Source organism: Xenorhabdus taiwanensis (assembly GCF_036512875.1).
GTDB lineage: Bacteria > Pseudomonadota > Gammaproteobacteria > Enterobacterales > Enterobacteriaceae > Xenorhabdus > Xenorhabdus taiwanensis.
Genome location: NZ_AP028978.1, coordinates 2,015,812 through 2,037,777 on the forward strand (window position 1 = coordinate 2,015,812; position 21,966 = coordinate 2,037,777).

Consider the following 21,966-nt stretch of genomic DNA (forward strand, 5'->3'; position numbering starts at 1 on the left):
CATGTTCATTAATGATCCCATTGCGCTAAACGTCAGAAAACAAGCAATAAAAGCGTATGTTAGCCAACAGTCGGACACCGAATATCAGGGATGTCCTTTTTTTGTGCTAACTCAATCGATGCAGGAAACCGATACCGAGTTTGCCATCACCTCGTTGACCCTGCCGGAAACGCTGAATAACCGGCTTTTTACTATGGCAGCGGCTTCGCCGTTACATCGCCTGTCCCTGTTTTCCGCTGCGGTCAACTATCTTGCTTTTCTGCATTGCCATGAACCGGAAGGCTGCCTGACGTGGATTATTGGCGAAAATGATATCGCGGGAAAGACTCGTTCAGTCGCGGGCAGCTATCGGATTCCGATGAAGTGGCATCTGACGGAAACGGCGTTGGAACAACCCGTAAAACGTCTGTTCGGTGAAGAGCTGAACCGCTGGAAACAGATTTCAGCACTGGTATCGGATCTGCCACCACAAACCGTATCTTCCATAATGCCGCCATTGCCGGAAATTCTGGTGGGTTATTCGGAAACACTGCCACCGTTTATGGATTCTGGGTCTGAAGTATTGGCGATTTGGTTACAGTCCGAGGCGAAAAAATCCGTACTGCATGTCCGCTTTGATCCGCAAAAAACAGCACCGGAACTGATTGCGTTATTTATGGAACGGATGGTCTGTCTGTTGAGTAGTATGGTCTTTGAACCTGCGGTATCACTGACATCAATGAACCGGATACCACAACCGGAGCAGGATAGGCTGCAGGCTTTATCCGCGCCGGCTTTGCAACTGTCAATTTCACAATTGTCGGTTTCACAAAAACAGACATTGCAATATCAGAATGTTGCTCAGGCGATAACGGCGTCGATCTGTGACAGGGCAGACTCAGTATTTATGGAAGTGGGCGATAGGACGGTTAATTTTATCCAGCTCGCGTACTATACGGAGAATTTGCTGACGTTACCTCAGTTTCCTCACTGGGATTCATTGGGGGATTGCATCCTGATTGTGGGTGCTAAAGGCGTGGAAACCACATTGGCGGCAATGGCCTGTATCCGCATTGGCAAGCCTTTCTGCCTGCAATCAGACAGTATGCCGGAACAGCAGTTACTGGATGTGATCGCACTGCATTGCACCCGAACAGTGCTGTTACAAAACACGGTACAAGCACATTCAGGCCAGTGGGCGGATTTATTCCACCGGCACGGTTGTCAGGTGGTTATTCTGCCTGATTACCTGTCTGTTACTCCGATGCAGCCATCGTTTTCAGTATCCTCGGTAACAGAGAAACCATTACTGGCAGAACTGTTGCTTAAGGGAGAATCTGTCAGCCCCGATGACCCTCTGTTTATTGTGATGACGTCAGGCAGTGAAGGAAAACCGAAAGGCTGTATCAATACGCATCAAGCATTACTTAATCTCAGTACCGAAATGTATTTTTTGAGCGGTTCTGCGAATTCCCATCCAACGTCCCGCCGCCTTGCCTCTGTATCCAATCACATCTTTGATTATTTTGGGCTGGAATGTGTGCAGGTTTTAACGCGGGATCAGGTGCTGGTTATGGTGCCGGAAGAAGCCCGTATGGATGCGAAGAAGTGTGCCGCGTTTTTGCGGGAAAACCGGATTGATGCGCTGTTCACAACTACGGTATTTGCCGAAGACATTATGGAACAAGGGGATATTCTCACACTCCACCAGCTTTATTTCGGTGGTGAAAGTTTGCGAACGTTTAAGAAGAACAATTATCAGCTCTTTAATGTTTACGGCCCCAGCGAAACCGGCGTTTTAACGACCTATTCCGAGATTGAACACAATGGGCAGAAAATCACTATCGGTAAACCCTTCGGCGGATGCCAGTGTGCCGTCGTGTTCCCTGATACGTTGCTGCCTTGTCCCATCGGTGTGGCGGGAGAGTTACTGATCGGCGGTATCGGGGTGGGTTCGGGGTATTTCAACCGACCGGATCTCACGGAAAAAGCGTTTATCAGCCTGAATAACGGATGGCTGTCAGGACGATATTATCGCAGTGGCGATTTATGCTGCTGGAATACGCAGGGAGAACTGGAAATTCTGGGCAGGCGGGATCGTCAGTTAAAAGTGAATGGCTTCCGGATTGAACTGGACGCAATTGAAAGACAGGTACTGGATTTACCGATGGTTTCCGAAGCGGCAGTTATTGGTGTTGAAGACAAACGGGGACATGCTCATCTGGCGGCATTTATTGTCCCGATGGATGGTGATCAGAATACAGAACAGGATATCCGGGAAACCTTGTTGAGCCGGATACCGGTTTATATGGTGCCGAGCCAGATAACGCGGGTTTCCGCATTACCGCTGACCCGCACCGGCAAATTGGATCGTCAGGCATTAAAGCTGCAGCTGAAAAAAGAGGCCATCGGAGAGGATTCCCGACCTGTCGGAGAAACACAAAAATGGCTATCGGCCTGCTGGGAACGGCATTTAGAGCGCGATGCTGAAGAATTATCGGTCAATAAAAGTTTCTTTTCGCTGGGCGGGCATTCGCTGAGAGCGGTAAAAATGTTGGCGGACGTTCAGCAAAAGTTCGGTAGCCAGAGTGTTTCTTTACCGACGTTTTTTCAGCATGACACCATTGAAAAACTGGCGGAACTGATTGATGCACAGAGTTCTTCTGATCAGAAAGCGGTTCCGGAAGATTTTTTGAGCTTGCTAGACGCCGCCCCTCCGCTGTCACCGAATGGACGAGGGCCATTATCGACGCAGGAAGCCCGGCTGTATGCGCAATACCGCCTGTATCCTGATTTGCTCATTAATATTGTGCCGCTGAACATTCTGTTACCGCCCGAAATATTTGCCACTTCTGATGCTGAAACCGGCAAAAGCAAGCGTGAAGCCGTCAAAAGAGCTTTGCAGATGTTGGTGGATCGTCACGATATTCTGCGTACCCGATACCGCATTGACAATGAAGGGATTCCCTACGCTGAAACATTACCCTCGCTATCCGTTGACCTGATTCTGACAGATGATCAGATCCAGTGGTCAAATAGGCAGATGCAGGTATTCGATTTGCATGAAGGTCCTCTGCTGAGGGGCTTTATACAGGACGCAGAGACAGAACAGGCCTGCTTGCAGTTACAAATCCACCACATCCTGACGGATAAACCTTCTCTGGAAATTCTCCAGCATGAATTTGTGCAGTTATTGGCTGATGTGTCGCTGGCTCCGGTCGAGCTGAATTACCGGCGCTATGCGATGGCGCAGGTCAATGCCCGTCAACACCCTGTCTGGATTCAGGCCGAAACGTTCTGGAAGAATTACATGGAAGGGCTGGAGTTTGATCCATTCTCCGATCCGTCCAGACAGATGGCTATTGAGATAGGCGGGCAGATAAAGTACACAGACTGGGCGTTGCCCAGTGAGAATGAGGCGGAAATAAAACAGCTTTGTCAGTCACTTAATATCACGCCTGCCATATTTTTTCTGTCTGTATGGGGGCTAACGGTGGCACGTGAAGGGCGCAGTAACCGGTTTTCTATTTCCGTTGCAAATGCGTTACGTCCTGAACCCATGCTGGGGACGGTCGGGATGTTTGTCTCTTTATCTCCCTGTGCATTCCGGCTGGATCAATCCGGCGAACATTTCGAGCAGTTTGTCAGGAAGCTGGCGGATGAGCAGTGGCAGAGTACCGAACACCTGTTTTTCCCCGTTGAAGAAACCTTTGCGTTGCTGAACCGTGATCCGAGAATGTTCGGCAGTAATCCACTCCAGAATGTTTCCTATAACTATATTGATATTGCAGCGGATTTTTCCAAAGAGTGGGATGAAATATCCGACAAGGATAATGTACTGGAGCCAGCCGGAGAAGCGATCACACTTTCAGTTGTCCATACAGCACAGGGTTATCGGCTGGTTATGGAATTCCATTCTGATGTCTTCATGGAAACACAAATTGCGGCTCTTATCACCGGTTATCAGATGATTCTTCAACGAATTCTGCACCATAACCCCGCTGTGTTGCAGGTGCATGACCTGATTGAACCGGAGAACGGAAAACGGAAAGCGTTCCAGCCTGCACAGCGCAGTACGCCCGTTGTGCCTATTGATACCCTGCTGCTGACTGCATTTCAGACATTAGGGGAGCGCCCTGCTGTGATTGAGGGGGACAGCACCATCAGCTGGCAAACGTTTGCAGAATTAACCGCAGTTTATGCTCAAATGCTGAACCACAGTACTATCCGGCGGGCGTTGATTATCGGGCACACGGGCAGCCGGATGCAGGCATTTTTAGCAGCCTGTTTTCTGACCCGTACAACTTATCTGGCGCTGGAAACAGGAACACCGCAAGAACGTATTAATGAAGTTATCCGTCATGCAGAACCTGATTGGGTACTGAATTTAGATTCAGACATACATCGCGAAATCAGTGTCACAACACCGAACTGGCATCATTTCCACAGCGTGAAATCCCGCGATGACAATGCGATTGGCTGGATATTGTATAGCTCAGGCACATCAGGGCGACCGAAAGGTATCTGCGTCAGTACGGATATTGCTGCGCAGTATATTGATTCGCTGATTAACCGGCTGGCATTAAAACCTGCCACCGAACCGTCATTAACACAACAAAGTCTGAGGGTTGTTCAGCAATTTTCCCCCAGTTTTGACGGTTATCTTGAAGAGATCTTGCTGGCCTGGGCACTGCATGGCACCTGTGTGATTGCGGATCGCTACAGTTTATTGGATGAGCGGAAAGCGAAAGCATTTCTGAACCGTTACCGACCGGATGTGATCTCTGCGGCTCCGGCTTTGTTCTCCGTCTGGAATCGGATGACGGATTTATCGCCTTTACCCAGAATCTGTATCAGTGGCGGAGACTTCCTTACCCGTGGCGATATTGATCAGTTAATTGACCGGACTCAGATCTGGAACAGTTATGGCCCGACAGAAACCTGTATCGCGGTTTCCATGGTGAATTGCGCTGAACTGCCACCCGATACCGCGCTGTCTATTGGTGAACCTTTGACGCATGTTGCTTTCGGTGTGGTTAATCAACATGGCGCACCTCTCAGAGCCGGGCAGTGGGGCGAACTGGTGATCTATGGCGGGTTTGCACAGCACGGCTATCTGAATGATCCTGAACTGACAGCCCAAAAATTTGGTCAGGATGAACAGGGAGCTTTCTTCCGTACCGGCGATCTGGCAATGGTGGATAAAAATGGCCTGTTTTATCTCAAAGGGCGCATGGATGACAGTTGCAAAGTACGTGGCAATTTTATTGGTCTGGGGGAACTGGAGAACCGGGCCAGACAGTATCCTGGGATCCTTGCGGCGGGTGCTGCCGTGGCGTTTGCTGGCACTCCGGAAGCTTGTCTGGTATTGGCGGTTGAAGGAAACGCGCATATCCGGTCAGGATTACAGCAATATCTGGCTCGTCATTACCCGCGTTCTCATCTACCTTCGGCTATCTTTCCGGTAGAAATCCTGCCCCGTACAGAAATAGGCAAGATGGATAGGCAACGGATAGTGCAGCTGTTCCGGCAGTGGTTTGAACATGAGCAACAAGATCAACAAGATCCGGTGCTTATCACCGATAAGATATTACAAAATCTAATGAAATGCTGGAGAAAATGTCTGGGCTATAAAGGCACATTGACCCGCAATTCAGATTTCTTCCTGATATCGGGCTCATCATTAAGTGCCGTACATCTGGCAGGTCAACTGGAAAAGGTGTTTGAGGTGATATTCAGCCCGATTGATGTGTTCCGTAATGCCACGATAGGCGAGCAGTGGGCGTTGATTAAAGCACGTCTGAATGGCAATGATGAGGCAATCTTCCGCGAAAAATACCTGAATGAGAACAATCCGGCTTTGCCGAAATTGCTGCTGTTACCACCCGCGCTAGGCAGTCTGGTGGAAATACAGGCGCTGGCAAATAATTTAACTGGTCGGGTAACTGTCTCGGTTCTGACTCTACAGTCTGCGGCTGTTGAAAATCTGTCAGCACCAGCGTTTAAATCCGCGTTACTTAACGCCATGAAATTACAGACAGACAATTTGTCATCATCACCGCGCCCCTTATGGCTGGGGGGATATTCTCTTGGTGCGGAAATGCTGGCAGCATTATTAGAGCATAAGAAATTTTTATCCGAATTACTATCACCTAACTTACCATCACACATAGAAAAGTTAATTTTCTTCGACCCTAACCTCAAAACCAGCCAGTTTGATGATCATGCACTGTATGCGGAATTTATAGATTTCTGCGGTGAAATTCACCACGCCGCCGGAGAGGGGATCGACATAAATGCTGACACCGATGCTGAAACATTACGGCAGATATCTCCGGCGCTCTATCAGGAGTGGCATCAGTATTGGTTGCAGCACCAGATCCTCGAAAACAAGACATTCCATACACGGATGCTGGCGCAGCCACTCACTTTTGTTCCCATTGCGATGTTCTTTTCTGATGATGCAAACAGCGCAGACATTGATGAACTGAGGCAGCAACTGCAAGGGCAGGTTTCTATCCATCACCGGAACGGCAGTCATTCTGAATTTATTCAGCGGTTATCGGCTGATGATTTTAACAACTTGGAACAAGGCAGATCATGAATACAGTAATAAGAGAAGATTTGGATATCGCGGTTATTGGTTTGTCAGGCCGGTTTCCGGGGGCAGAAAACTGCACCGCGTTCTGGCGCAACCTGCTGATGGGCGTGGATAGTATCTCCCGTTTTACCGAAGATGAGTTGCTACAGTTCGGACATGACAGCAGAAAGATACGCAATAAAGATTTTGTTCCGGTCAATGGCGTGCTGGAGGATGCCGATTATTTTGATGCTGATTTTTTTGAGTATAGTCAAGCAGAGGCCGCGCTGTTAGATCCGCAAACCCGCCTGATGATGCAGTGTGTCTGGCATGCACTGGAAAATGCCGGTGTTGATCCGGATAAGCGCGGGCGCAATATCGGGTTATTTCTGGGCGCACGCAGTACAGTATCGTGGACAATGCAGGCAATGTTGTCTGAACAGACGGAAAATGTGGGCGATTTCCTTGCCTCTCAGTTAGCCAACAAAGATGCGATGAGTACCCTGATTTCGTGGAAACTGGGTCTGCAAGGCCCCAGCTTTACCCTCCAGACTGCTTGTTCCACCAGCTTGGTCAGTGTGCATCAGGCGGTACAGAGCCTGTTAAGTGGTGAATGTGATTTTGCGGTTGCCGGTGGGGCGAGTCTGTTACTGCCACAACAAAACGGGCATCTATATCAGGACGGTATGCTGTTCTCAAAAGATGGCAAAACTCGAGCTTTTGATGCTGAGGCGACCGGCAGTGTGTTCGGCAGTGGTTTGGGGGCAGTGGTATTACGGCGTGCCGGAGATGCGATTGCGGATAATGACCCGATTTGGGCGATCCTGAAAGGTTCCGCGATTAACAATGATGGTGCCCGTAAAGTCGGTTATACCGCGCCCAGTGTCAAAGGGCAGACGGATGTGATTCGTACCGCTTTGCAGATGGCAGAAGTGGATGCAGCAGATCTGGGTTTTATTGAGTGTCACGGCACGGCGACTTCATTGGGAGACAGTATAGAATTTATGGCATTGCAGGAAATTTTTAGCTCTGCTGCTGAGTCTGTTTCCCAATCGATACCAGTAAATCCATCAATATCAATAAATCAATGCGCACTGGGTTCGGTCAAAACAAATATTGGGCATCTGGATTCTGCCGCAGGGATTGCCGGATTTATCAAGACAGTGATGGCAATCCGATATGGCGTGATCCCGCCGACACTGCATTTCCACTCGCCTAACTCGTTGCTGGGATTTGAGCAATCCCCGTTTTATATCAATACACGGGCTGAACCGTGGTTATCTGAACAAGGGAAACCCAGAGTCGGCGGTGTCAGCAGTTTTGGTATTGGGGGAACGAATGCGCATATAGTGCTGCAACAGTATATTTCTGCTTCAGTGGCTTCCGTTCCTGACATTACACAGACTAAATTTTTCCCATTTTCTGCGAAAAACCGTGCTGCGCTGGTACAACAACTGGAATCTCACTCTCATTGGTTAGTGCAACAGACTGATCTGGATCTCACCGCATTGTCCCACACGCTGAGTAAACGGCGGAATTTTCCGTGCCGGGTGATGTTCGTGGCTGCATCAAAATTTTCCTTAATGCAGCAGATTAAGGTTTATCTGTCGCAGGAGGAGCATGATGAACTGGCGCTAATCCCACAGTTTTTACAGCAGAGCACTGTGCCGCCAGATAAACACGCTGAAATAGTGGTGGATATCAGCCAGTGGATATCCAATCAGGTAAAAGAACCGGCGGAATGGCTTTTTCCTTCTTTCTATGGTCAGCCGCTGACGGATGTTCCCGGTTATGCGTTTCTTCGTGAAGAGCATGGAACCGGGCATATTACGGACAAAAACTGGGCACAGATTGCTAGCGTGATTACCACGACTGAAAGCAATCATCTGTCCAAAAATATGCCGGGATTGTTGTTGCCATTCGGGAAAGCAGTCCGTCTGCCAAAAGCGTCGGGGTTACCAAAAGAAACAGAAGGAATACCTTATTCACGATTACTGATTGATCAGCATCTGGCGTTACCGGCAAATACTCCAGCGGATAGCAGCCAGATTGAGGTGCTTCGCCTGAATATGGCTTGTTCGCGTGCAGTCCGCAATGCACTCGCTGGGCTATCGAATAACTTACAACCTAATGATTTAACAAAAAAACCATCTTTAGTGTTATCGCTGATGTTTCCGGTAGATGGCTTCTCTTTCGCAGCCGATTCATTGCAAACACTGTCAGAATTAGGCAAAGCGCTAGCAGAGAATGATTTCTCTGCGTTCAGTTCTGTACATATCTATCTGATAGTATCTGTCGGTGACGGATATTCTGTTGAATCGGTTTTAACAGAGGCTGCACTTAAATCTCTGGCTCTGGTACTGCCACAGGAAATACCGGGTATTACATGCACATTCTTAAGTTTGCAGGATCTAAATGTGAGTAGGGTATCAATGACATTGTCGCGTTTATTGCAAACCCCCGTACATGGTCCGCTGAAACTGAATCGTGATGGTCTGTTTGTTGAGGATTTTCGCTGCCCTGATACGGAGGAAAATGAAGTCGCGGATGATGCTTATTTTATGGGTAAAACCTATGTGATCACCGGTGCTGGCGGAAGAATGGCCAGAGCGATGGCAATGGTGATTGCCCGGCGTTTTCAGGGGAAACTGGCATTGATCAGCCGCCAGTCCGTAGAAACGGCAGCCATGCAGGATTTACGAAATGAGCTGTTAGAATCTGGCGCGGCTGCAGTGGAAATTTTCTCATATGCGCTGGAAAATGAGGAAGATGCGCTTGCGCTGTTTACATCCATTCGTCATGATCTGGGGGATATTTATGCCGTCATTCACACGGCAGGGGTAACGGACGGCGATTCGTTCTCTCCACTGGTCCAGCTCAATGCTGAACATTACAGCACACAACTTAAGCCTAAAGCTCAGGTTGCGGCGGTACTTGCCAGCGTTTTTGTACATATTCCGGTTGAATATTGCTTTGTCACTTCTTCTATGTCGGTATTTTTCGGCGGCATCGCGCATGCTCCCTATGCGACTGCCAATCTGTTTCTGGATGGTTGGGCGCAGAAACAAAATTTATTTTTACAAAAAACGCATTCACCGAATACACGTTGGGTTGTCGTCAATTGGGAAACAGTACATTTTGAACAAGCCACTGATGCTACGAAAGAAATTCAGGGTTTTGGGGGTAATGAAGTTGCTTTTTCCGGCATTGAATTCCCCGTGCTGTTTGAACGCAGCCTGCGTGAATATGACAATGCGGATCAGAAAATCTTCTCCGCCGGTCAGTTTATGGAACGGTTATACAGCTGGGGAGGAAGACGTGCAGCCAGCAGCGTTGATGCTCCGAAGCCAGTCGGGATTCGGCTGAAACCCAGACCTGAAACCCTGCATACTACGTTTCAGCCGCCGACCAACAAGATGCAGCAGGAAATTGCCGACATATGGAGCCAGATCCTCGGTATTGATGGCATCGGTATTGAGGATAAATTTATGGCGTTGGGCGGCGATAGTTTAAAAACTATCGTCATGGCAGAAAAAGTGTATAAAAAAACCGGCAAACGGATTGCGATTCAGGACTTCTTCGCCCAGCCCACCATTCTCGAAATTGAACGGCAATTTCTCAGCGAACAGCAGAATTCTATGCCAGTGCTGCCTTCTGTTGAGCCGGATGCACCTATTGTTGCCAGTGCCGATCAGGACTTACTGTATATCCACCAAATCACATTTTCCGATGGCAGTTATAACATGCCAACGGCTTTCCGCTGTCCCGCTTCGATCAGCACAGCTGCGATTGCGGAAGCACTGGAACAGCTCGCTAACAGGCATCCTGTGCTTAAATGTCTGTTTCAGCGTGAGGGCGCTAATCTGATGATGCTGCCTCAGCGCACAGCCGAAGTCAGATTGTGGGTATCTGAAGCAAGCGAGAAAAGGGAAGAGAATGCGGTTCGTCTGGAGCAATTCGCTAATCAGCCTTTCGACCTGCATACTGATTTACCTGTCCGGGCGATGATGCTCACCGCTTCAGTATCTTATCCATACCATCAGGTACTGATCGTGGTACATCACATTGTTTGTGATGCCATTTCTCTGGGAATATTGGTTGACGATTTTCAGCACCTGTTGCGAGGTATGTCATTACCGGCACCGCAGTACAGTTTCGCGGCTTACAGACGTTTCCGGCAGGAATCTGCCAACGAAGAAAGAACACGCAAAGAAAAGGCTTATTGGCTTGCCAATCTGTTACCTCTGCCTGCGCCATTATCGTTACCGATGAAGGAAGGATATAACTGGCATACCGATACGCAAAGAGAGCAGGGGCTGACGCTGAAACAGGCTCTTACCCTGCAGACCAGTGCCGAAATCAGGCAGTTATGTGATGATCTTGGTTTGCCTGTCTCTACCTTTTTCCTTGGCCTATTGGGTGTTCTGATAGCAAAAATTGCCCGTGCCGATACTTTCCTGTTGGGGATTCCGGTAACTGGACGTATGCAGCCGGAAGAGCTGGAACTGGTTGGTTATTTTGTCAATATGCTGGCTTTGAAAGTTGAACCGGAGGCCGATTCGCCTGTGGCGGATTATCTGCTGCAACTAGATGCCCAATGGACTGAAAGCGTACCTTACCAAACTTATCCGATGAGTACTCTGCTGGATGATCTCAGTACTGAATACCAGATGCAGAACCGTCAGGGTAAACATCCCCTGTTTGACGTCGTGTTCAACTATTTACCGTTGAGCCTGAGCGGTGCGGATACTCAAGATGAAAGTGATTTTTCCCGGCTTGAACTGACGTCAGAGGCAGCTAAATTTGATCTTGAACTTGAAGTATCTGAAACAAAAGATGTTTTTTATTGTTTGATACAGTTTCGCAGGCAGATGTTCAGCGAAGAGACAGCCAGAGTGATATTTGGCTATTTTTTTGAATTAATGGATGAAGTTATTGCTAATCCCGAAGAGGAAATTCAGGCGCTGCTGAAGAACCTTAATGATGGATATGCGCCGGAGTCGTTCGCTCAGGTGAACGATCAAAATATTGATTCAGAGTTTAATTTTTAGGGAGTGAAAAATGAATTTTTTCAGTAATGCCTGGAATATACTCGGCGATCTTGTGATATGGGCACATGAAGAAGTGCGTATTTACCATCACAGTGACAAAATTGTGCGGGAAACGGAAAGCCCTGATGCGTTGTTTCGTCTGGGATCAGCAGAATATCGCCATGTGCCGAAGGTTTCTGATATCTCGCCGAGCGAGTTTCATGAACGCTATTTGATGAAAAAAGAGCCTGTGATTATCGTTGACGGCCTGAGAGACTGGAAAGGGAAGCACTTTTGGAGTTTCGATTATTTTACTCAGGAATTCGGTGAGATGCTGGTGCAGCTACAGGATACCGGGTTCAAACCCAAGCAAATTGTTGAACTTCGCACCTATTTGCAGGAAATCGCTTCACTGCCTGCGGTTGAACTGGGAAACATTAACCCTGATCTCAATTACCTGAGATATACCTATGACGCGTTTTTTAAACATCTGTTATTCACATGGGAATTAGGGCATTGGGTAAAAACCGATTCTTTCAGTTTTCGCGCATTTCAGCGTATTCAGGAACACTGGAGCAGGCCGTATTTCCTGCCTGAAAGGGGTTATAAGATCCCTTGTATTCAATTCGGAGCTTTCCAGCCCAATAAAAGAATGAGTCAGGATTGGGGGCTCTATTTTTCAGCACCGGGTGTCTGCACGCGTTTACATGTTGATGGAATGCGAACCAATGCGGTGTTGTGCCAGATAGAAGGTCGCAAGGCAGGGTGGATTTTTTCGTCTTCGCTGGAAGATGTGGTCAGAAATGCAGCAGAAGGGCGGATGGGTTTACCTCACTCGGAAAAGCAAAAACCGATAAGTCAAAACCACAAGAGTGTTGAACATAATCCGGATCGGATTTGGCAGTTTGACCTATTACCGGGGGAGATAATGCTGATCCCGAAAGGGTTAGCTCATGAGGTACATACATTATCCCCCAGTATTTCCCTGACTTACAATTTCATTACATCTGCGGAATATCGGGATTATTTTGATTTTAAAAAACAACGGGGTCACGGCTGGATAGCCAAATCACCGCTGGTTGCTGTTCCGGAATTTTTTCATATTTACCAGCGCACAAGTAATACATTAATAAATAGTGACACTTTGTGATTTTTTGAGCAGTATAGGCACGCATTCCTGAATATCTATTGACCCCAAAATTTCTCAGTTTAACTAAGAGGCAAAGGTGATGCGTATCAATCTCTCAGGGTCATATTCCCCGTCGATTACAGCAGGGTTTTTCATTTTATATAAGTCAATCCACGTGAGTAAAAAGTATGCCTTTATTTTCAAAAACAATAACTGATTTCTGGCAGGCTATGATGTTGGGTGAGGATATCCTTTATCAGGACGATGTTTTTACTATCACCACCAATATCCGGTTGGAACAGGATGATCGCGTAATGGTACTTGAAACCAGTGATGGCCGGGTTATGGCAGTTTTGACGCCAGATATGGCTGAAAAAGCAGGGCTTTATCATCAGGAGAAAATGTCTGAATCTATTTTTCGCCAGAAATTAAATCAGGCGAATATGACTTTGCATGGCGCTGACTATATTTTTTATTTTCCAGACACAGAAAAGCGTCAATTATTGCAGGAACATCCAGGCAATATGCAGCGTCAACTGACGGAAAAGCAAGATGGTGAAATCTTTTCGGCATTTCAGACATCAGCGTCGGAGCAGGACTTGGACAACGCCTATGTTGAGCTGGATCACTGGTTAGTATTCGGCGCTTTTGATGAGCAAAACCGTCTGGTCAGCGCCGCCAGCATGTACCCGTGGAATGCTTCGCAACTTGCTGATATGGGCGTACTGACGCTGGAATCTTTCCGCAGTAAAGGCTATGCCCGAAAAGTGGTACGCGCAATCAGTCAGTATGCCTGTACTCATGGGTATGAACCTCAGTTCAGGTGCCAGCTTGATAATCTCGCTTCTGCGGCACTGGCTAAAGCTGCCGGTTTAACATTGTTCGGTAAATGGGAAGTCATTTCCCCTGATTCAGTTATCTGAGTTATCTCCTCGAAAAATTTTCTGAATTGAAATAATCCATTCGTTTTTAATGAAGGTTGCAGTTTGATGAGCTGCAACCTGTTTTTGTCACTACATCAGTTACTCATTCCACTACTTATTTCATTGCAATTAAGAAGAAACAGTCACTATGTCAAAACTTAAAATAGCTGTGGTTGGCGGCGGAAATATCGGTTCTAGCCTTGCCTTCGACTGCGCCTTGCGCGGGCATGATGTTGTTGTTATTGAAAAAGATACAATTTCCTGTGAAAAAAGTCGGAAAAATATCGTAGAAACAGCCGGTTATGCTCCATTGTTCAGTCCGCTTGCTAAAGGAAAAACGGCGGAAGTGATATTGAAAAATATCGTTTGGTCGCAGGATTTATTGGCTGTTTCCGATCGGGAATTTGTCGTAGAAAACATCACCGAAAATATTGCGATAAAACAGGCGCTATATGCGAATATGGCGGAATTTATTGCGCCTGATGCTGTACTGGCATCGAATACCTCCTGCATTCCCATCACAAAATTGGGATCGTTCCATTGCGTCCCGTCTCAGGTGATAGGTGTGCATTTTATGAATCCGGTTTATTTGAAACCGACGGTTGAGGTGATTCTTGGTTTTAATACCTCGGAGACGATTCAGGAACGATGTCTGGAAATTCTGACGATATTAGGCAAACAAGCAGTGGTGGTAAAAGATGGCCCCGGTTTTGTTTCCAACCGGATTTCTCATTTATTTATGAATGAAGCGGCATTTACAGTACAAGATGGGCTTGCTCAGCCCAAAGATGTCGATGCCATATTCAAGGGGTGTTTCGGGCATAAAATGGGGCCGCTAGAAACGGCTGATTTGATTGGAATTGATACTGTCGTCAACTCGCTTGACGTACTTTACCAGATGTTTCAGGACTCGAAATACCGGGTTTGCCCCTTGATGAGAACTATGGTTGATGCGGGGTATTTAGGGCGCAAAACTGGTAAGGGTTTTTATACATACACTATGGCATATTGATGTTTGCTGCCATGATACGCAATTAACTTGAAGATGCAGGAATTAAAGTCTGGAAATTATCGGTCATCCGGGTAGCTAATTCCTGTACTTTTTCGGGTAAGGTGACATGCAAAAAATGGGTCACGTATTCAATGTGTTGTTCTTCATTTATAATGCTTATCGAGCCTGTCAAGCCGGAATAAAAGAACAAGTCGTCGATCTTTTGCACTGTTGGAACCATAATGAATCAACAGCTTATCGGTACCTGTTGTAGAGTGAGAAAAGGGCTTGGTAATATTTATTAATCAACTGATTTATCACTAAATAACCGTTTAACGGCTTTTACTGCTCCGTGGCTCCCAAAACCCCAAAAGATAAAATTTTTTTTGTATTAACGTTGAACTTGCGTAAAAATTTAGCTGTTCAATATAATGTCTCAATCAAACTGAAATTGAATTAATAATATATGGATATAATACGCGTCGATGATGTTATTTGGTTACAGATAGATGGAATAGGATTGTGACATGAGTGAATGGTTATTAATTGCATTTACAATGATAGTACAGAGCTCGGTGGGGCTTGTATTGATGAGTGGGCTTTATACTCACTGGATTAAGCATGAGTTAACCACATGGCAACATTCAGTGACCATTTTTGTGCAAAAAATATTGCTAAGAACATTACTAGTCAGCAGCGCATTGGCAGGGATAGGGTTGGTTGTTTCTTTGAAGATTATAGAATGTCCATTTAGTGTTTATCACACTTTGCAGAACATAATACATGAATGGGTAAACGTAGAAACAATTTTTGCTGTCATCTATTTTGGTTTGCTGGTCTTATACACACTTCTTTTTGTGATCACAAAACGCGCACATGTTTATATTATTCTGGCAATTGGGATTATTGGTTTAATTGATCTTTATTATATGGCAATCATTTATGTTAATAGCGCTATGATTACCTGGGCAAACATTAACACCTATTTTTTATTTTATAGCGCAGTATTCACGTTAGGGCCTGCACTGGCATTGTCGTTTATTTCCTATCCATTAGGAAAATATCTTCGAGGAATATTACCTATCAAATTAGTGATGGCTGCTTTGTTGGTTGTTTTCATAAGCGTTACCATGCGACTGATTGAGCAACCAGCCTATATGGAGTGGCTATCGGAAATCACAATCGTTAATGATAATGTTATTTTTCCACATCGAGCTGAATTCAATATCAAAAGCGCCTTTGGATTAAGAATGCTTTCATGGTGTTTGTATATTGTTGCAATGGTGATCTGGACTTATACCCTATGGAAAACAAGAAATAACCAATTGATTAATAATAACTATTCTATTCTCATCGGATCAACCATCATGTTCGTTGCTGAAGTGATCAATCAATATACATTTTTTATTATGTGAAACATATGACAGATAATTCATACTGTCTCAATTGCTTATCCTGGCTCTTTTCACTCTTCTCTCAATATAACGTAAACTGTGACAACGTAACGGTTTACGTTATACATAAAAGTAACTCACTTTATAATTTCAACTGAAATATTACCATTTATATACTATAAGATATTATTTTCATTTCTTTGTGGTAGCGCACAAAATTAAAGTTAATTATTAACTTATTATTAATATTATAAGAATTATGTTTTATATCTATATAAAATAGATTTATTCGGCATAATGTTGCAGAGTGCTTTTTATGCAATTGCAGTGATCGAAAATCAAACAATTATTTTCAGTTAGTTATTGTGGAGGTTTTATCACCTCCGCAAGACATTTGTCGTTAAAACAGAAAATAAAAACAGATCTATTAATAATTTTATAAATATTTAATTTAAGACAAGACAAAAAGAATCAATTAAAAGGTTATATGATCATGACTAAACCATTTCATCCTAATTTAAATGTAGATGCATTGTTTTTGGGGCCAAAATCAGAAAATGCTGTTTTTTTTAGAGAGATGATGGATTATGCAGTAAGTGAACATTTACATTGGCGTTCAGGTTTTCATCCCGAAGATTCAACTTTAGTCACATCCGTTGCTCGCTATGAGCATAACTATAGAGAAACGCTTTATCGTACAGAAGGGATCTTAAATCAGTTGTCAGCAAAACTGAAAAACACATCTATTCCTTTCTTTTCTCCTCGTTATCTTGGCCATATCAGTAGTGATACCTTAATGGTTTCTAATCTTGCCTACGTTATGGCCATGATGTATAACCCGAATAACTGTAGTTATGAAGCATCCCCGACAACAACAGAATTAGAGCTTGAATCAGGATTAGATCTCTGCCGCATGTTTGGTTATGACCCGCAGAAATCATGGGGACATATTACCTCTGGTGGCACAGTAGCTAATTATGAAGGTCTATGGGTAGCCAGGAATTTAAAAACATTGTCTTTTGCCATATCTCAGCATCCTAAAGCAAAAGATCTAATCGAACATAAAACGTCCCGGCAATTGAGAAATATGCCAACTGCTGAACTTTTGGATCTGATTACCGCACTGCAAGAACGTGGACTATTTGAAGAAATTCGCGATATGACATGCCGTGGTACGGGAGTTAAAGCAGAAATTCTAGGCAAATTACTGGTTCCACAATCCAAGCACTATTCTTGGATGAAAGCTGCAGATATTTTTGGTATTGGTCAAGAAAACATTATTCCATTACCTGTCAATGAGAACTATCAAACTGACATTGCCCAAATGCGGAAAATCACCTTTGAGTTAATTGAACAAGGTGAACCAATACTGGCAATGATTGCCGTGGTGGGAACGACTGAAGTTGGAGCCATTGATCGGATTGATGAAATCATTGCATTGAGGAAAGAGTGTGAGGAACGTTATGGCGAATCATTCTATATTCACGTTGATGCTGCCTATGCAGGATATGCGTGTTCCATGCTCCTGAATGAGCAGGGGGAATTTGTAGAATATGATGAGCTGGCCAGTTACCACCGTTCGATGGAGATCATGCCGGAAAATATCAGTTGGCCAAAACCGGAAGTTTACCAAAGCTTCAAAGCGTTGAGAGAAGTGGATTCGATTACTGTGGATCCACATAAAGTTGGCTTCATTCAGTATGCGGCAGGCGCTGTCTGCATGAAAGATAAGCGCATTCTCGAATTGATCTCTTCACATGCAGCATATGTATTTGAAGATCATGATGATAAAACAAATACCATCAATCGAGGAATTCTTGGTTCATCCATCATGGAAGGTTCAAAATCGGGAGCAACAGCAGCGGCACTTTGGGCTGCTCATCGTTTATTACCTTTAAATATTAATGGATATGGAAAAGTAATTGCTGCCGGCATCGTTACAGCACAAAGGCTGTTGAATAAATTAGCAAACTTACCGCCAATAGAAATCGGTAAACATCGATTTGAAGTGCATATCTTTCCATCTCCTGATTTCCATATGATCAACTTTACGTTCAAAGAAATTGGTAATGAAAGCCTGAGCAATCATAATGCGCTCAACAAGCGTCTATACGAGCTTTGTTCATACTCCACAGGGCGTGCTTATACCAACGATTTTCTCACATCATCAACCATATTAGATTATAAAGAATATGGCGATACACCGTGGCACTATGCAGAAAAATGTGGTTTTAGCCGTAGTCAATGGGAGAAAGTTCGCAATATCTATGTACTACGGGCAGCGGTAATGACTTATTGCTTACGCGATGAAGATCACTTTGACGAGTTTTGGCAGCAACTTCAAGCTATCTTTGTTAAAAAATTGAACCAGGTTGTTGATGAAGAAGAGAAAAAATCTCGTTCTAAATTAGAACTAGAAGTACCATTTATTAGTTAATAAATTTGCGCTTAGATATTCAGCGATACTGTTTAACTAATTGAAAAAATAATTTCTTAACTCAAAAAAGAGCTTACATTTACCTAAGCTCTTTTTTTATTTCAGATATTTTTATTTTATTCCCCATAAGATATCCAAGTGATTATTTATTTTCCCAATATAATCAATCAATAAGAAAGTGTTGTTTTGTAATTATATGAAAAATAAAAGATTAAAATTTGTAAGCATAATAATGTGATTATTGTCACAAAATAAAAACATTTTAAATGCGAACTAAAGTTATTGATGTTTAACTAAAAAAGTTAGTATTCAATAAGGCTATAGATTTAACCTTTAAATATTAAGCTGGATTATTTTATTAACATTTTCATAAGCACTTTTAAATTAATTAAGCATAACTAATGATAAGGTTCATAAAAAATATGATTAAATATTAATAAAGATTAAAATAATCAAAAAATAAATATATAAGTGTATTTAATATTATTAAATTATAATAAGCAAGAAGTTTAAAAATGCATATCATTTTTTCAGTTATTTTGATGAGATGTATATCTGCTACAACATTTAATATTATTAATAAACAAGGAGTTCCTATCAATAAAAATGATAAAACCACCAGTAATCACCAATATCTAATTAATGTTTAACGAAATAAGTATGTTATGTTTTTATGGGGACAACATATGTCACTTATAATTGAGCCTTTTAAAGGAAGTTTTGGTGCTTATATAACTTGCCGAAATGTTTCAGCGCTATCATCAAAAGAGTATAAAGAAATAAAATTGTACTTATCAAAGTATGCTCTGTTGATTTTCAAGAATCAAAAGATGGATGATGAAGTACTGGTGAATTTTGCGAAACAGATAGGAAGCGGAAAACTTGAAGAACCTGCCAGAAAAATTTCGTTGTCAGACAACCGAAAATATGTCGCTTACTTGACTAATCTTCGTGATAGTCAAGGTGAACTACTGGGTTTTGCCGGAAATGATACCGATTATTGGCATTCTGATCAGGAATTCAGGATTAACCCTGCTTCAGTTAGCATCTTATATGGTGAAGTCGTGCAATTTAGCGGTGGTAATACATCTTTCGCTTCAACATCAGTAAATCATCTCGCTTTTACCCATGATGAAGTGTCAGTACTGAATAACTTGTATTCTACTCGCCAGCCAGCCTCTTCACATGACAATGTGCCTCATATTACAGTTGCCCATCCTGTCATTCTTGAAAATGTGCAAACGAAAAAAAGTTATGTTTATGTCAGTGAAAATACTATCGCATTTTTCCGCGATGAAGAAATTTTACCAAACTCCGACACTCTCAAAAAATCCATTTTAGATAAGATCTTATCACCAGAAAATATTTATTCACACCAATGGGAAGAAGGGGATTTGCTGCTATATGATAATAGCCAGCTTTTACACCGCCGTGAATGTTTCATCGGAAATAGATTTATCAAAGGATTGAAAATATATCCTGATACATCTTACCAACCTGAAATACCTGGTTGGATTGTTGGGGGGATTTGATATGAACCTTACTAAAGAACAAGAGAAATCCATTGCTCAATTGGTTAGAAACAGTAATCGAAAATATACTCAAGGGCGCGAACTAAGTCCGGCTGAACCTATGTTAATCAGGGCAGGAATCGCTGGTGATTTGCCATTTAATAGCTTAACCACAGATGTGGTAACAGGTTGTTTGCCAGAAAGTATGGCTTGCTATGGAATGTGTTTTTCTGCCATCTCCAGTTGGGAAAATGGTATCGATTTTGGTAAACGAATCAATAATCATTTGGATGAAGATATTTTCTCTTGTGATCTAAAAGCATTACCTGACTCGCAAAAATATATCAGATGTGGATGGAATAGTGACCCTTCATGGAATTGGTCATTATCGACACGAATGGCTGAATTAGCACGAGAAGAAGGGTTGCTAATGATCTTTATCACCAAATCCTTTAAAAAAATGACTGATGAGGTTGCGCAACGTTTAGTTGCGGTTAAGGCGGAGATGAGAGTTTCTGTCAGTGCGCTAGATACTAATGAACAATTACAGAAACGGCTCGACTTTATTGAATATTATCGCAATACAGGCGGAATAGTTATTCCTATTGTTTTAACAGCATTTTTTAAAGATATTACACTAATGGAACGGCAGCAAAATATTGTTGATTGGATGGCCATTCATGACTATCCAGCCGCCGAAAACAGCCTGCGATTTCCTGACAGCGCTAAAATTTCTGAGGTTGTTGAGCCTAGTATGGTTAGGCCATTGGATAAAGGCGACCAATTTTGGAGTGGCCGTTTATATCCTGATCAACTTGTCTTTCCTACCACAACCACTGTTCCAGAAGATTATCAAGGAATTAATAGTAGTTATCTTTCAGAACTGAATATAGATGAAATTCATCAATTATTCCTTGATCCCGTTAAAACGCATCAAGAGGTCATGCAATCTAATTTGCCACTGTCTAGTCCCAAAATGTGCGGAGTCTCTGATATGCATCGCCGTGCTAAACATTGAGAAGGTGTAAAAATGAAAATCAGCGAAATAGTAGAGTCAGAAAATGGCTCCAAAAAATATCTGCTATCAGCAAGTGACTTCGATTTAAGAAAAAGTGTTGAGTCAACTTTCTTTATTCATACAGAACAACATTTACCTTATCTCTGTATATCTAGTCAATACGGTTGTGCTGTCGGTTGCGTGTTCTGTGAAACAGGCAGGCAACAACCGTTGGGAAATATGACAACAGAACAAATAGTACAACAGGTTTTGTTATGTCATGAACATTTATTGCATTCAGGCGCTTTGGGGGATAATCAAAAGCTTAATACGATATTATTTGCTGGAATGGGTGAGCCAATGTTGAATCTAAAAGAGATCAACGGCGCAATAACCGAGTTCAAAAAACAAACACTGGCAAATAGGGTGACACTGACGACAGTGGGTATTCGCCACGCTGGAGATAAAATTTATGATCTTCCGCTTGATATGATTTCTATTTCTCTTCATGCCACGACAGATGAACAGCGCAATATGCTGATTCCATCAAAAGCGAAGTTTGGTATCAAAGATCTTCTTGGTCATTTTTCAGAGTATCATCACCGTACAGGTGTTCCTGTTATTGTCAATTATCTGATGTTAGAAGGAATAAATGACTCACAAGAGGATTTGGCACGATTAAAAGATCTGGTAGATAAAGACACATTCATTATCAAGTTAAAGTACTTAAATGAAGTTAGTGATATCAATGGAATAACATTGAATCCTTCAGACAAGATGCCATCTTTTGCCAAGGCACTTACCGAAGCAGGTTTTCAGTGCATATCAGATAAAAGTGATGGCACAGAAATTTTGGGTGGTTGCGGACAACTAAAATCTCAGGTTAGAGATATTCGCAATAAATATCGAATTATGTAATGTGTCACTATTTACGTCATAATCTGTATTAATTTGAGTTCATAAGATAGGCGCTCCACATCAAGTATCAATTTCAC

Annotated in this window: 10 protein-coding genes; all 10 read left to right on the forward strand. The window is 43.5% G+C overall.

The window, feature by feature from the left end; genetic code table 11:
* Position 1: 1 nt before the first annotated feature.
* The 10 genes from ACE1SE_RS09105 (at position 2) to ACE1SE_RS09150 (ending at position 21,889) form a co-directional block, all read left to right on the forward strand.
* Positions 2-6,583 carry an AMP-binding protein gene (locus tag ACE1SE_RS09105; protein ID WP_374050612.1) on the forward strand — a complete coding sequence of 2,194 codons (6,582 nt, stop codon included), beginning with the start codon at positions 2-4 and terminating at the stop codon, positions 6,581-6,583.
* Positions 6,580-11,610 (forward strand): beta-ketoacyl synthase N-terminal-like domain-containing protein, encoded by a 5,031-nt coding sequence (locus ACE1SE_RS09110; protein ID WP_374050613.1) that lies wholly within the window; start codon positions 6,580-6,582, stop codon positions 11,608-11,610. Before ACE1SE_RS09105 ends, ACE1SE_RS09110 begins: the two co-directional genes overlap by 4 nt.
* Before the next feature lie 10 nt (positions 11,611-11,620).
* The gene (locus tag ACE1SE_RS09115) at positions 11,621-12,739 is read left to right on the forward strand and encodes a cupin-like domain-containing protein (protein ID WP_374050614.1); all 1,119 of its coding nucleotides are present in this window, start codon (positions 11,621-11,623) and stop codon (positions 12,737-12,739) included.
* 167 nt (positions 12,740-12,906) lie between these two features.
* Positions 12,907-13,641: a GNAT family N-acetyltransferase gene (locus ACE1SE_RS09120; protein ID WP_374050615.1), complete on the forward strand. Its 735-nt coding sequence runs from the start codon at positions 12,907-12,909 to the stop codon at positions 13,639-13,641.
* A gap of 148 nt (positions 13,642-13,789) precedes the next feature.
* The gene (locus ACE1SE_RS09125) at positions 13,790-14,653 is read left to right on the forward strand and encodes a 3-hydroxyacyl-CoA dehydrogenase family protein (RefSeq protein ID WP_374050616.1); all 864 of its coding nucleotides are present in this window, start codon (positions 13,790-13,792) and stop codon (positions 14,651-14,653) included.
* A gap of 506 nt (positions 14,654-15,159) precedes the next feature.
* Positions 15,160-16,047, forward strand: a complete 888-nt coding sequence (locus ACE1SE_RS09130) for a dimethyl sulfoxide reductase anchor subunit family protein (protein ID WP_374050617.1) — start codon at positions 15,160-15,162, stop codon at positions 16,045-16,047.
* Between the two features lie 472 nt (positions 16,048-16,519).
* Positions 16,520-18,463 (forward strand): pyridoxal phosphate-dependent decarboxylase family protein, encoded by a 1,944-nt coding sequence (locus ACE1SE_RS09135; protein WP_374050618.1) that lies wholly within the window; start codon positions 16,520-16,522, stop codon positions 18,461-18,463.
* A gap of 686 nt (positions 18,464-19,149) precedes the next feature.
* Positions 19,150-19,995: a TauD/TfdA dioxygenase family protein gene (locus tag ACE1SE_RS09140; protein ID WP_374050619.1), complete on the forward strand. Its 846-nt coding sequence runs from the start codon at positions 19,150-19,152 to the stop codon at positions 19,993-19,995.
* 1 nt (position 19,996) lies between these two features.
* Positions 19,997-20,992, forward strand: a complete 996-nt coding sequence (locus ACE1SE_RS09145) for a hypothetical protein (RefSeq protein WP_374050620.1) — start codon at positions 19,997-19,999, stop codon at positions 20,990-20,992.
* A gap of 12 nt (positions 20,993-21,004) precedes the next feature.
* Positions 21,005-21,889, forward strand: coding sequence for a radical SAM protein (locus ACE1SE_RS09150; RefSeq protein WP_374050621.1), 885 nt, complete (start codon positions 21,005-21,007; stop codon positions 21,887-21,889).
* The last annotated feature ends 77 nt before the right edge of the window (positions 21,890-21,966 follow it).

Coding starts and splice junctions, on each gene's coding strand:
- ACE1SE_RS09105 (WP_374050612.1), top strand. CDS start 2: ATGTTCATTAATGATCCCATTGCGCTAAACGTCAGAAAACAAGCAATA.
- ACE1SE_RS09125 (WP_374050616.1), top strand. CDS start 13,790: ATGTCAAAACTTAAAATAGCTGTGGTTGGCGGCGGAAATATCGGTTCT.
- ACE1SE_RS09115 (WP_374050614.1), top strand. CDS start 11,621: ATGAATTTTTTCAGTAATGCCTGGAATATACTCGGCGATCTTGTGATA.
- ACE1SE_RS09150 (WP_374050621.1), top strand. CDS start 21,005: ATGAAAATCAGCGAAATAGTAGAGTCAGAAAATGGCTCCAAAAAATAT.
- ACE1SE_RS09140 (WP_374050619.1), top strand. CDS start 19,150: ATGTCACTTATAATTGAGCCTTTTAAAGGAAGTTTTGGTGCTTATATA.
- ACE1SE_RS09135 (WP_374050618.1), top strand. CDS start 16,520: ATGACTAAACCATTTCATCCTAATTTAAATGTAGATGCATTGTTTTTG.
- ACE1SE_RS09120 (WP_374050615.1), top strand. CDS start 12,907: ATGCCTTTATTTTCAAAAACAATAACTGATTTCTGGCAGGCTATGATG.
- ACE1SE_RS09145 (WP_374050620.1), top strand. CDS start 19,997: ATGAACCTTACTAAAGAACAAGAGAAATCCATTGCTCAATTGGTTAGA.
- ACE1SE_RS09110 (WP_374050613.1), top strand. CDS start 6,580: ATGAATACAGTAATAAGAGAAGATTTGGATATCGCGGTTATTGGTTTG.
- ACE1SE_RS09130 (WP_374050617.1), top strand. CDS start 15,160: ATGAGTGAATGGTTATTAATTGCATTTACAATGATAGTACAGAGCTCG.